At 51.1% G+C, this 12,674-nt stretch carries 13 protein-coding genes and 1 pseudogene; 6 read left to right on the top strand and 8 right to left on the bottom strand.

Translation table 11 applies throughout. The features are described from left to right. Positions 1-55: 55 nt before the first annotated feature. Positions 56-565 (bottom strand): ABC transporter permease, encoded by a 510-nt coding sequence (locus ACM1PF_RS16705; RefSeq protein WP_416676409.1) that lies wholly within the window; start codon positions 563-565, stop codon positions 56-58. After that, positions 535-729 carry a hypothetical protein gene (locus ACM1PF_RS16700; RefSeq protein ID WP_416676408.1) on the bottom strand — a complete coding sequence of 65 codons (195 nt, stop codon included), beginning with the start codon at positions 727-729 and terminating at the stop codon, positions 535-537. Before ACM1PF_RS16700 ends, ACM1PF_RS16705 begins: the two co-directional genes overlap by 31 nt. Positions 730-844: 115 nt before the next feature. Between ACM1PF_RS16700 and ACM1PF_RS16695 the strand changes: the two genes are divergently transcribed. The 3 genes from ACM1PF_RS16695 to ACM1PF_RS16685 all read left to right on the top strand — a co-directional run bounded on the left by ACM1PF_RS16695 (position 845) and on the right by ACM1PF_RS16685 (position 2,531). Continuing rightward, complete coding sequence (locus ACM1PF_RS16695; protein WP_416676407.1) at positions 845-1,201, top strand: Spx/MgsR family RNA polymerase-binding regulatory protein; 357 nt, start codon at positions 845-847, stop codon at positions 1,199-1,201. A gap of 284 nt (positions 1,202-1,485) precedes the next feature. Next, positions 1,486-2,214 carry a TIGR00341 family protein gene (locus tag ACM1PF_RS16690; protein ID WP_416676406.1) on the top strand — a complete coding sequence of 243 codons (729 nt, stop codon included), beginning with the start codon at positions 1,486-1,488 and terminating at the stop codon, positions 2,212-2,214. After that, entirely contained in the window at positions 2,211-2,531 is a 321-nt protein-coding gene (locus ACM1PF_RS16685; RefSeq protein ID WP_416676405.1) for a hypothetical protein, read from the top strand. Before ACM1PF_RS16690 ends, ACM1PF_RS16685 begins: the two co-directional genes overlap by 4 nt. Before the next feature lie 132 nt (positions 2,532-2,663). Here the strand turns inward: ACM1PF_RS16685 and ACM1PF_RS16680 are convergent, their stop codons facing one another. Then, the gene (locus tag ACM1PF_RS16680) at positions 2,664-3,143 is read right to left on the bottom strand and encodes a Dps family protein (protein WP_416676404.1); all 480 of its coding nucleotides are present in this window, start codon (positions 3,141-3,143) and stop codon (positions 2,664-2,666) included. 297 nt (positions 3,144-3,440) lie between these two features. Here ACM1PF_RS16680 and gntT point away from each other — a divergent pair, with 297 nt between their 5' ends. The 3 genes from gntT (at position 3,441) to ACM1PF_RS16665 (ending at position 6,958) form a co-directional block, all read left to right on the top strand. Further along, on the top strand, positions 3,441-4,763 hold the full coding sequence (gene gntT / locus ACM1PF_RS16675; protein WP_416676403.1) for a guanitoxin biosynthesis MATE family efflux transporter GntT: 1,323 nt from the start codon (positions 3,441-3,443) through the stop codon (positions 4,761-4,763). A 21-nt stretch (positions 4,764-4,784) separates the two neighbouring features. Continuing rightward, positions 4,785-5,759, top strand: a complete 975-nt coding sequence (locus ACM1PF_RS16670; RefSeq protein ID WP_416676402.1) for a 2OG-Fe(II) oxygenase family protein — start codon at positions 4,785-4,787, stop codon at positions 5,757-5,759. Positions 5,760-6,025: 266 nt separating this feature from the next. After that, the gene (locus tag ACM1PF_RS16665) at positions 6,026-6,958 is read left to right on the top strand and encodes a LysR substrate-binding domain-containing protein (RefSeq protein WP_416676401.1); all 933 of its coding nucleotides are present in this window, start codon (positions 6,026-6,028) and stop codon (positions 6,956-6,958) included. A 212-nt stretch (positions 6,959-7,170) separates the two neighbouring features. Here the strand turns inward: ACM1PF_RS16665 and ACM1PF_RS16660 are convergent, their stop codons facing one another. The 5 genes and pseudogenes from ACM1PF_RS16660 to ACM1PF_RS16640 form a co-directional block, all read right to left on the bottom strand. Continuing rightward, complete coding sequence (locus tag ACM1PF_RS16660; protein ID WP_416676400.1) at positions 7,171-9,213, bottom strand: ribonuclease catalytic domain-containing protein; 2,043 nt, start codon at positions 9,211-9,213, stop codon at positions 7,171-7,173. Between the two features lie 261 nt (positions 9,214-9,474). Further along, positions 9,475-9,690 carry a 30S ribosomal protein S18 gene (gene rpsR, locus ACM1PF_RS16655; RefSeq protein WP_416676399.1) on the bottom strand — a complete coding sequence of 72 codons (216 nt, stop codon included), beginning with the start codon at positions 9,688-9,690 and terminating at the stop codon, positions 9,475-9,477. A gap of 69 nt (positions 9,691-9,759) precedes the next feature. Then, on the bottom strand, positions 9,760-9,948 hold the full coding sequence (rpmG, locus tag ACM1PF_RS16650; protein WP_416676398.1) for a 50S ribosomal protein L33: 189 nt from the start codon (positions 9,946-9,948) through the stop codon (positions 9,760-9,762). A 92-nt stretch (positions 9,949-10,040) separates the two neighbouring features. Beyond that, entirely contained in the window at positions 10,041-12,008 is a 1,968-nt protein-coding gene (locus ACM1PF_RS16645) for an NAD+ synthase (RefSeq protein ID WP_416676397.1), read from the bottom strand. Between the two features lie 64 nt (positions 12,009-12,072). Next, positions 12,073-12,665, bottom strand: a pseudogene (locus ACM1PF_RS16640) (NUDIX hydrolase). Positions 12,666-12,674 lie beyond the last annotated feature (9 nt).

Genomic DNA, 12,674 nt, shown 5'->3' with positions numbered 1-12,674 from the left:
CGAAGTAAACCGCTGCACAGGTGATTGAATTCATGCTCCTTTGACCTGACTGACATCAGCCAGCCTGAGAAATTCGATCGAGCTTTTGCTTTTGTTTAATGGTGCTCTGGATGCGACGAGCTGGACTGGTAGCCCATTCCAGGGTGAGAATCGCGCCATTGATCGCAAAAGCCAGCAGGGAAACCACGATCGCCCCCGCCCAAATTTTGTCAAACCGCCCTTGAGCAATACCATCGAACAGCAGGGTGCCCACCCCTCCTGCCCCAAACTTCGCGCCAATCGTGGCGATCGCAACGGCGACGATCGCTGCAACTCGCAAGCCTGCTAAGAAGACGGGTAGCACCAGGGGAACCTGGATCTGCCACCATCGCTGCCAGGGATTCATGCCCATGCCCTTTGCCGCTTCCAGGACGGACGGTTTGATGGACTGCAATCCAACGGCTAAACTTCGCACCAGAATCACCTGAGTATAAATCACCATCGCCACGATCACCGAATTGGCATTGAGTCCAAAAATTGGAATTAGTAAAATAATCAACGCCAAACTGGGAACTGTGTAGAGCACACCGAGGACCCTAAAACGGGCACACTGAGCCACTGGAAGCGGGTGACTAAAAGGGCGATCGGTAGGGCAATCAAAGTGGCAATGATCAGGGTGAGCAGGGTCATTTGGAGATGATCCAGCAGCAAACCCCAAACGATACCAGGATTGTTGAGAATGTAGCTCATGGAAAAATTCTGGGGGAATACCCCCAAAGTAGCATGGGATTCTTAAATGATTAGACACGAACTCTACATTCAGTAATAATAAGCTCTGGTCAGAATTGCTTCAGGATGATCCGGAATGACGATTCAGGTTTATGGCATCCCAAACTGCGGGACATGCAAAAAGGCTCTTAAGTGGCTGGATGATAACAGCGTAGAATATGAATTCATCAATACTAAAGAGCATCCACCCGATCGCCAACAGATTCAGGAATGGGTGAATGCGCTTGGATTTAAGCCCATGCGGAATACCTCTGGACAGTCCTACCGGGCGTTGGGTGATACGAAAACCGATTGGCAGGATGCGCAGTGGGTTGATGCCTTTGCGAATGATGCAATGCTGCTCAAACGACCGCTGTTTGTGCGAAATGGGGAAGCCGTTTTGGTGGGGTTTCGAGATCAAGAAGCTGTGATTCGTGAAAAGCTGAGGATATAGGGTCTTGCGTGGTTAGCACTCTACTCGGTCGAATTATTTTGCAAAGGATGAAGAAAAATTCGATGCAGCAAATTGCACAACCGTAGCGCAGGCATCTTGCCTGCATGGGCTGGTAGTCGAGATGATTGCCCTACGTTTCTCTACCCTTTATGACATAGGACTACTAAGAGTTGATTTTGGCAAGAGAGTGAATCTATGCATTCAGGTAGGACTTCTTGCCCAAACCTTGCTCTTACTCAACCGATCGCCTTATATTCGACTGTGTCCTGGTTCGAGGTAAGGGTGTGATTAGGACGAAGTTCAAGCGGATTTTGGGCTGGAGTAATCGTCGCATTGAAGAGATTCGCAAGGGCAATAGCGGCGATTGGGCATGGTTAACCGTAAAACCGATGCCGTTAGCCGTTCTGAATCGCAAGCTCTGGAAAGTTGCTGAACCTGCTCTGACTTACTATGTTTTGCTGGCTTTATCAGTGGTGATTGCCACATTAGGATTGCTGGCCAACAGTGCTGCGACTATTATTGGGGCGATGATTGTGGCTCCGTTAATGGGGCCGATTTTAGGAATGGCGTTTTCCGTGGTCATGTCCAATCGTCGGCTATTACGGCGATCGACCTTATCTTTAATCACAGGCACTTTGATGTCCATTGCGATCGGTGCGGTGATTTGCCGATTGGTGGGGATTCAAACGCTCACTCCTGAAATTATTGCTCGCACCAGTCCTAATCTCCTTGACCTGGGTGTGGCTTTGGCGGCGGGTAGTGCTGGGGCGTTTGCTTTCTCTCGTCGGGATATTGCTGATGCTCTACCAGGGGTAGCGATCGCCGTTGCCCTGGTTCCCCCCCTGAGCGTGGTCGGGATCGGGATTGCCCTGAATCTCCAATCGGTTACGTTTGGTTCACTCCTGCTGTTTCTGACCAACTTGACCGGAATTGTTTTTAGCGGTGGTCTGGTGCTTTTGCTGCAACGCTATGGTTCGATCGATCGGGCCAAAAAGGACTGCTGGTTGCAGTGACCACCCTGGTAATTTTAGGCATTCCCTTAGGCTTATCCTTCCAGGATGTATTGATACGAGAACAGACCCGAACCCAAATCAACCAACTGATTCGTCAACAAACGCTAACCTTTTCTGACAAAGATATCCGCAGTCTTACCGTGGAGCGTCAACGGGGAAAGTTATTGGTGGATTTGGAAGTGTCTGCGGCCGCTGGTGCCATTTCTGAGCGACAGGTTGGTTTGGTGCGTGACTTTCTGCAAACTCGAATGCAGCGGGCCATTACGCTGAATGTAACGGTAATCCCAACTGAGCAGTTTTCTGTCCCCGCTGAATAAGCAGTTCAGAAATAAAAAGACAAAAAAGGGCGGAGGGATTACCCCCCGCAGTATCTCAAGTTCTAAAGCCCAAGCATTTTTCAGGGTTCAGATCAACACTGGATAAAAGCTGAACCCTCAGGCCCGCTGAAATTACGAGACTAAATTATCGCCCTTCCGCAGCAACTCCTTCAGGAACCAGCGATGTTTCTGGTGAATTTGCACAATCCGCGTGAACAGGTCTGCCGTACCGATATCGCCCGCTTCATCGGCAACTTCTGTATCCTTGTGCATTTCGTCAATGATTAGCTCGTGAGTGGCGATCGCCTCTTTGATCATGGCATCCACTGCAAGCTTGCCTGACGAAGGCTTAACGGAAGCGGCGGGTAGATAATCCGCTGGGTCAGCAACGGGAGTGCCGTCCATCATCAAGCTGCGCTCTGCCAACTCGTCCAGCGTGGCGAACACCTCATTGCCCTGCTCTTCAAACAGCAAATGCAAGTCACGGAACAAGGGTCCGTAGGTTGACCAGTGGTACTTCTTGTAGTTCAAGTACGCAACAAGGGTATTCGCTTGCTGACGGTTGAGAGCAGAAATTACGGCGGTTTGTTTAGTTTCTAAAGTAGCTGTCATAGTGTCTCCTTCTTACTCCTTGGTGGGAATAGAATGATTGAAATCAGATTACGAGAGATCTGTCCTTGAAATGGTTCTTAGCTCTCAAATTCGGCAAGGGGAGAAGCAGTTTTCTGGTTGATCACTCAACTGGGACTGAACCAGGTTTCGATCGCAATCCATTTCCTGCGCATATATAAATCATACTCGTTATGACTATGACTTGCAACCTGAATTTTGATCTTTGCGGCTGAATTGAGGATCTGGATTTGGGGAATCCGCGCTAGGGTTGACGAATGATGTCTCACTTCCACTGGCTTGGCTACTTCTCCTGCGCCTTCCTTCCTGCCCCTTTTTGTCCGCCTGTCGCTGGTTAATATCCTGTCTAACCTGATGGTGCCCCTCGCGGGTTTGATTGATGTGTCGTTCCTGGGACATCTCACCGACATTCGCCATCTCGCTGGCGTTGCCCTGGCCACAATTATTTTTAACTATGTGTATTGGACGTTTGGCTTCCTGCGGATGAGCACCACCGGCATGACGGCTCAGGCGGTAGGACGAGGGGAACCGGATACCGTACTGCTGATTGGCTTGCGGCATGGCATTCTGGCAGTGGCGATCGGGTTACTGATCCTGTTATTACAATCCCCGTTACGGTGGGTGGGGTTTACCCTCCTCAGCGCAGCACCAGATGTACGGGCAGCAGGACAGGAATACTACGATGCCTTGATTTGGGGTGCTCCGGTCAATTTGCTGGGGTTTGTTCTGATTGGCTGGTTTTTGGGACGGAGTCAGAGTAGCAAGGTCTTGCTCCTCTCTTTGATTGCCAGCAGTAGCAATGTGCTATTGAACTACTGGTTGATTGTGCGATGGGGTTGGGGCAGTGCGGGGGCGGGTTGGGCCACGGCTGCAAGCCAATACCTCATGGGGTTTGTGGGTTTGGGGCTGGTGGCATGGGAAGTCCGCTGGCCACAGGTGCAGGCCGTTGCACCGAAACTCTATGATCCCCTCACCCTCCGGGCAGCCTTCAGCCTGAATCGAGATATTTTGATTCGCACCTTTGCCCTGGTTACAACTTTCTCAGTGTTTACCAATCTCAGTTCCATCCTGGGAACGGTGGTACTCAGTGCCAATACGATCATGCTGCAAGTGATCACCTTTGCCGCCTACTTTATTGACGGGCTGGCCTTCGCCACCGAGAGTTTAGCGGGACTGTTTCAGGGACAACGCGCCACCCACCAGTTAACCCGACTGGTGCAGGTTTCGGGAGGAGCCAGTCTGGGATTAGGATTGTTGTTTGCCACCACCACGATTCTGCTCCCCACTTCGCTCTTTGGCTTATTGACCCATCATGCTGCAATTCTCGATCGCCTGACTCAGGATGTCGTCTGGCTGTTGCCGATTCTTGGATTTGGTTCGATCGCCTACATGCTGGACGGTTATTTTTTAGGGCTGACCCGGGGGCAAATTTTACGTCGATCGAGCCTGATTGCTTCTCTGGTCGGATTTGCGCCGATGGCGATCCTGGCGTGGCAAGCTCGCAGTACTCAGCTGCTCTGGCTGGCGTTGAGTCTGTTTATGCTGGCCAGGGCATTGACCTTAGGGCTTCAGGTGCCGCGATCGTTGGAGAATCGAGAATAGTCCTCCCTCATGAAATCTGTTATGAAAACGCCAACTTACATCCCCGAACTACCTGATCCCACACTTCATCAAACTGAGTTCGCGCTGCAACTTCACAAGGCCCTGACAACGGTAGGGGCAGCCTATATCCCCACAGTTTCCGTGCTGGAGGAACAACGGTTACTTGACTGCTTAAAAGCTTTTTTTGCCCTGAATGAGTTACAAAAGCGTGCCCTGGCACACCAACTCCCTTCTCCCTGGCAAGGCGTGTTTCTGCCGCTGGGGGAAGAACAGTTGGCAAATGGTCAAGATGACTACAAAGAGGCCTTTGATCTGAATTCTGTACAGGGAGTCTATGCCCGCTGGGCAACCCGTCGTAAAGCACGGCAGTGCAATCAGTCCGCTGAAGCCAATAAGACAGATCAAGCCGCCTTGCTGCAAGTTGTTCAACCGCTGTTTCAGGTGTTTGATCTGTTTCAAGGGCAAGCCAATCATGTTTTAGCTGCGATCGAACGGGCCTATCAACAACCGAGTAACAGCCTGATTGCCAAACATGGCAAAAATAGTACCCTGAGGCTACTACACTACCCTCCAGCTCCTCACTTAGCTCCTGGCTCCATCCGTTTGGGCACCCATCAGGATTATTCTGGCATCACCCTACTCTGGCACGATACAACCGGCGGATTAGAGATTCTAACGCCTGATCAGGAATGGGTTGCTGTAGACATTCCGCCCGGACATATTGGCGTAATTGTGAGTGAAGTGATGCAGCTCTGGAGTGGTGACACGCTGTATGGCGCACCGCATCGGGTTCGCATTACTCATGTTCAACAACTGCAAAAAGCTCGATATGCGATCGCATTTTTTTGTGAGACTAATGCTGATTGCATCATCTATCCAGGCTCTTTACTGCACAAATCAGCGATGCACCCGCCAAACGGCTCGGTAGAGCCAATTTCAATTGAACAATTTCTAACCCAAAAATATGACCAGATTATGGAAAGGGTAAGGTTCTAGGCTCTTACTCGCCCACCCCTTCGCCACTGGTTCGTCGCTCCCCGTTCACGCCTACCTTCACTCCCACCTAAGCATAATTTCCTAACAAATAGTTGACTTTAGCAATATAAATGTTGTTAAAGTAATCTTATGAAATGTAATGTCATCCGGTCTGACATTCCTGGTTACTGGTGGGAATGGCGTGATGCAAAGTGATGCCGAGTTATGGAGCGTGTATGAGCAAGCAATCGAATCGTTCAAAAAATCTGCTTTGGCAATCGATAACTTTGCATCAGTTACAGGTTTTTGAAGCAACGGCTCGGCACTGTAACTTCACAAGGGCCGCAGAGGAGTTGTTTCTCACCCAACCGACGGTCTCCATGCAGGTGAAGCAGCTTTCCAAGTCGGTGGGAATGCCTTTGTTCGAGAAAGTCGGCAAGCGGCTCTACATGACGGATGCTGGACAGGCAGTGTTTGAAACCTGTCAGGCAGTCTTCGATCGCCTGGCTCAACTAGAATCTTCGCTGCTGGATTTGCAAGGCATGGATTCAGGTAAACTGCGGATTGGCGCAACCACCACCGCGCAGTACATTGTGCCAAAACTGCTCGCTCCCTTTTGCCATACCTATCCAGGTGTCGATATTTTCCTGGAAATCGATAAGCATAAAAATATATTGGAACGGCTAAACGATAATGAAGATGATTTGTATATTCTGAGCCAACTCCCGGAGCGAAGTGATATTCAGGCGCGATCGTTTCTCTGCAATCCCCTGGCTGTGGTCGCTCCAGCTGCTCATCCCCTCGCTAAACAAAGCAATATTTCCCTGGAAACCCTGGTCAAAGAACCGCTGATTTTGCGCGAGCGAGGTTCGGCCACCCGTGAAGCGATCGAAACTCTGTTTGCCGAACGGGAACTGGTGCCCCAGGTGCGGTTGGAGTTGGACAATAATGAGGCCATCAAGCAATCGATCGCAGAAGGTCTGGGTTTATCCGTTCTCTCCTTACACAGTTTGTCGCGGGTTAGCTCTGCTCCCGAACTCGTGACGCTGGATGTAGAAGGATTTCCGATTCATCATCAGTGGTATGCTGTGTTCCTTAAGGACAAAGCTCTGCCGATCGCAGCTCAGACATTCCTGGATTATCTACTCCGAGAAAGCCATCAGCACTGTCAGGTGTACACCCATCCTGCCCTTGAGCGGTTAGAGTCGTTGGCTGGGTAGAGGAGTGAGGAGTGAGGAGTGAGGAGTGAGGAGTGAGGAGTGAGGAGTGAGGAGTGAGGAGAAAAGGTTGATTGTTTGTAGCGCAGGCATCCTGCCTGCAACTGAAAGGTATCCTGCCTGCAATTGAGCAGACTTCAAAACATACTCTGCCCCTCTTCATTTTTCATTTTTCTGATTTCCCTCTTCCCTCTTCCCTCTTCCCTCTTCCTCCCCTACCCGATCGCCATTTCTGCCGTAGACGGGGTGACTTCTGTGAACTGAATAATATCTTGACGCGGATCAACGTAGGCCACTTTGATGTGGAGACGATCGCCAACTTCGATCGGGCGGGCAAAGCGCATGGCCATTTCCAATCCCAAATCTTCGATTAAGACTAACCCCAGGTTTTCGTAGTCTCGCAGCCACCGCAGCATCAGTGAGGGCCACACCATATCAGCATGCCGACGCAAGTATTCCAGACCCCAATAGCGGTTGGTTTGTCGCTCTACCAAAATGGCTTCGTAAGCGGTAGAACTGACGGACTGAATCAGTTCCTGGGTGGTACTGGCAGAAAAGGGGAGGGGTTCACCCCGCAGATGGGCCTTAATTTGAAAATGGGCGAGCAAATCCGTATAGCGGCGGATGGGGGAAGTCACCTGAGTGTAGCTATCTAACCCTAAGCTGGCGTGGCGAAAGGGGGTTGTACTAATTTCACTGCGGGGCATACAGCGACGGATGGCACAATCCCGCACTGGGCCAGCGGGTAACTGTAAAAGTTCTTCATCGGAAGGGAGTTCCGGCTGGGGTTGACCTCGGAACGGTAAGGCGAGACTGTGAGCTTCCCCGTATCGTCCAGCTACCTCTCCTGCCAGAATCATCATCTCCGCCACCAGCATCCGCGAGAGGGAGTCATCCAAAACCTCGATCACAATTTCGTCATCGCACACCTTGATGGTGGACTCCGGGATATGAATGCTAATCGCGCCCTGAGCTTGCCGCCATGTACTGCGACGCTTTGCCCAGAATGCGATCGCCTCTAGCTCCGGTTCTGCCTGTACCCCCAACTCCAGCATCTCATCTACATCTTCGTACGTTAACCGATAGGTTGGCTTCACAATACTGGGACGGATTTGATAGTCCTCAACGCTGCCCGATTCATCTAAAACGACTCCAAAACTCAGGGACGTGCAGATAGTGCCCTGGTTCAAGCTCATGGGCCCGGTGGCCAGTTCCGTGGGGAACATCGGAATCATCCCTGTGGGCAGGTACACAGTGGTACAACGACGACGGGCTTCCAGATCTAGCTCATCCCCAGGTGAAACCCATCGGGTTGGGTCAGCAATGTGAATCCAGAGACGTTGCTTGCCATCTTCCAGAAATTCAATGCTCACACCATCGTCGATTTCGCGGGTACTTTCGTCATCGATCGTATAAAGCTTGAGATGCGTCAAATCAATCCGGTTCAGGTCACGATCGGGAGGAGGAGACGAAATCCGGCCTTGAGCCATTTCAATTACCTTATTGCTGAACTGCGTGGGAATCTGACTGCGCCGCAAGATTAAGTTTTCGTGGGGGGTCCAAAGCTGGAGATCCACCAAAAGTTCAAATGCAGCTTGAGCCGTAGTTTGCCGCCCCAAAGCCGTCAATGTTTCCAACGCAGGGGTTCGATGGTTGGCTTCCTCCGCAAACACAGCATACCGTTCCAAGGCTTCGAGGCGTGAGCGGTCACTACTCTGCCATTCTACTGATTCACCTGCCAGACTTGCCTGGACGCGCTCCAGAAAGCCTTGCCACTCTTGTACCCGCTGTGCTTCTACCTCAGATTGGTGCTTTAATTCCGTTACCTGGGCGGCGGAACGCGGCTCATAGCGATCACCTTTCTGCTTAAAGTAAAACTTATCTTCCGATAATAAGTAGTAAGCAGCGTAACAGAGCGATGGACTTTGCTCTGAAAATAGCAGCATTGCCATTCCAGACGGATCAACGGACTCGCCGTCTTCTACGAGTAACTCCCAGGCGACTTCCAGGCTGGAAGGGTCAAGGTAGGGTTGAATCGACTGCCAAAAGCTGTCAATATCCTTTGGCTTATAGGGTTCTCCGGTGACGGTGTAGCTAATCTGCCGAGGATGCAAGACATAGGACTGTCCTCGTTCGTCAATCACAACCCAGTGCTTTTTTCCCTCTGGGCGATCGACCACTGCCAGCCGACGTGGGCGCAGCTTGTCTGAGGCATTGTCACCTTGCAGTCGAAATTCAACTAAAGTTCCCTTCTCCATTGAGATTACGCAGCTAAGTAAGGGTTAGGGCATCTGGAGCAAATGCGTAGGTAAAAGCCAACACGGCTGGCAACGATCGGGGTACACCGATCTAATTGCTGGATTGCCATTGAACAGGCTTGCCGTACTGACAGAAGCTTGCTACTCGGCAGGCTCGGCGTGTAAGGCTGGAAACTGTTCGATGCCCGATCGCCAACAGTCCAATTTTACCTAAGCACCTATCTATATTAAGGGTTCCCTATCCCTTAACTCTAGCCAGCATCAACCTTCCCGATTAACAAAGGGTAATAAGGCAAGAATCCGCGCCCGTTTGATGGACTGGGTTAAATCTCGTTGCTGTTTAGCTGTTAAACCTGTGATCCGCCGAGGCAGAATTTTTCCTCGCTCAGTGATGTATTTACGGAGGAGATCCACGTCTTTGTAATCAATAGGTTCTCCAGGCTTGATTGGAGAAACGCGACGACGAAAATAGCTCATGATTCTAATGTCAGAAATGAACGGCAAAAAAAGGATGGGCAGCAGTTTGGTGAATCAATGGCACGAAGCCTACTTGATTTCCTTATGCACAGTGTGGGTATTGCAGTGGGTACAGAACTTTTTCAGTTCCAGACGATTGGTGGTGTTCCGACGATTTTTGGTCGTCGTATACCGAGAGACCCCAGGAGATCGCTTATTGGAATTGGTACGACATTCCGTACACTCTAACGTGATGATGACTCGAACGCCCTTAGCCATAACTTTATCAATTTATGAGTTGGCAACAATTAGACACAAATCCCTATTATTTCATAAAAAATCCCAGTTGTGCAAAGTTACGACCCAACGATTTATGACGAACCGGATGATAGGCAGTCCGGCTGCCACCTTTTCGCAATCGGCATTCGCCAGCCTGTTCCAAAGGCGCGATCGGTGACTTTTAATCCAGGGGGAGCCTGCTTGCGCTTAAATTCAGCCCGATTCACCAGCTTCACCACCTTTTCCACGATGTCCCGATCGTGTCCTGATGCCACAATCTCGATCGGTGATTGATGTTCCAGAATCAACTGTTCCAAAATATCATCCAGCACTTCGTAGGAAGGCAAAGAATCCTGATCCATTTGTCCTGGCTTCAGTTCAGCACTGGGGGGTTTGGCGAGGATGTTGGGAGGAATGGGGGACTGAGGACTGAGGACTGAGGACTGAGGACTGAGGACTGAGGACTGAGGGGTGAGAGATGAGGAGTGGGGAGTGGGGACTGAGGACTGAGGACTGAGGGGTGAGGGGTGAGGGGTGAGAGATGAGGAGTGGGGAGTGGGGAGTGGGGTGAGAGATGAGGAGTGGGGAGTGGGGAGTGGGGAGTGGGGAGTGGGGAGTGGGGTAACGTTTTGCTGAACTGTCTCCACCGCACCATCTCCAAATTCTGGCTTCCGGCTTCTAACTTCTGCTTCCCAATTGCCTTGATTCAACCACCGACAAATGGAATAGACTCTGGTTTTGGGCACATCGGCAATGGCTGCCAGTCCGCCGTTCATATCGCCGTAAAGGGTGCAGTAGCCGACGGCCATTTCGGATTTGTTGCCGGTGGAAATCAGCAGATGGCCAAATTTGTTAGAGACGGCCATCAGCAGGTTGCCGCGAATCCGAGATTGGATATTTTCCTCGGCAATGCCAAATTCAGTGTTGGCAAATAAGTTTGCGAAGGTGCGATCGTAGGCGGTCATCAATTCGCCAATGGGTAGGGTTTCCGTTTGAATTCCCAGATTGGCAGCCAGTTCCAGAGCATCTTTGACGGAGTGATCGGAGCTGTAGGGAGAGGGCATGAGAATACCCAGAACGTTTTCTGGGCCGACTGCCGCCGCTGCGATCGCGGCCACCAGGGAGGAGTCGATCCCGCCACTCAAACCGAGAACCACTTTGGCAAATCCGCATTTACGGACGTAATCCCCGACCCCCAGGACGAGGGCCTGCCAGATTTCGGCATCCTCCAGTTCCGGTTGCGGCGCAATTGTTTCTGGGTGAATCCTTAAATCCTGGTGATCGGAGTCATAGTCCACAATGACTAGATCGGTGGCGAATGCCTGCCCGCGACACACCATCTCCCCCTGGCGATCGAACCCCACACTGTTGCCATCAAAAATCAGATCATCATTACCGCCGACCTGATTGGCGTAGAGAATGGGAATCTGGTAAGTTTGGGCAGCGTGACGCAGCATCGCTTCTCGCAACTTCTGCTTGCCCACGCTGTAGGGAGAGGCTGAGAGATTAACGATTAGATCAACACCAATTTCAGCTAATTCAGCGATCGGATTCACGGCGTAATTGCGTTTGCCCCAAAAGTTTTCGTCATTCCACAGATCTTCGCAAATCGTCACCCCAATGCGCACCCCATCCAACATCAGGGGGTCTTTGGATTTCCCAGGTTCAAAGTAACGATCCTCGTCAAACACATCGTAGGTGGGAAGCAATCGCTTGTGAAAAATCTGCTGGACTGCACCCCCTTCCAGGAGGGCACTGCTATTAAACAAGGGTTTGCCGCCGGTTTGAAATGCCGAGGGATTGGGGGTAGCGATCCCCACGAGAACTGCCAGACCTGGTGGAAGATTGATCGCCAATTGCTTAAGAGCCTGCTCCATCTGCTTAATAAAGGCCTGCTGCATCAGCAGATCACGGGGGGGATAGCCACAGAGGGAGAGTTCTGGGGTGAGCAGAAGTCGGACTCCCTGAGCGGTGGCTTGCTGGGCCGCATCTAGAATCTGCTGGATATTACCGGTTAAATCACCGATCGTGGGGTTGAGTTGAGCGATCGCAAGTTTCATAAATGGGATCGTTATCAGGATTAATGGGATTGACTCAACAGAGTGGCACTGCCTGGATGCATTCTTAGATGAAGACGAGGGGTTTGTCTTTAAACGGAGCAAAGGCTTCGGCATCAAACCGATACAAACTGGCCGGTTGTCCGGCCCCCGTGAGACTTTGGCTCCGGTATCGGTCAAAAATCCCAGCTTCAGCAGGCGCGATCGAAAATTGGAGTAATCGGAAAAGTTTTCCCCCAGAACAGTGGCATAAAGCTGGTACAGGTCGTTCAGGGTAAAGTGTTCTGGCAATACCTCAAAGGCCACCGGACTGTATTCCAGCTTGTTCCGCAGGCGACGATAGCCATACTCTAGAATTTGCCCATGATCAAAGGCGAGTTTCGGTAAATCTTTCATGGGATACCAGGCAATATCCGTGCCGCCATCGGCAATCAATTTGGCTTCGGCATAGCGCACCAGGGCAAAGTAACTGACCGACAGGTAGCGCGTTCCATAGCTGGTTGCTGCCTCGCGGGGGTCGCGGTTTGGCCCACCAAAGGTATAAAGCTGTTCCAAATAGAGATTCTCGACGTGAATTTTTTCAGATAACACCCGATAGGCTGCATCTTCTAGCGACTCTCCCTGCCGTACCAATGTCCCTGGCAAACTCCAATGATCCATAAAGGGTTC

Source organism: Egbenema bharatensis FJBBOT/2019 (assembly GCF_048077055.1).
Classification (GTDB): Bacteria; Cyanobacteriota; Cyanobacteriia; order Elainellales; family Elainellaceae; genus Egbenema; species Egbenema bharatensis.
The sequence above is the reverse complement of the archived record's forward strand: the minus strand, read 5'-3'. Positions and strand labels throughout refer to the sequence as shown.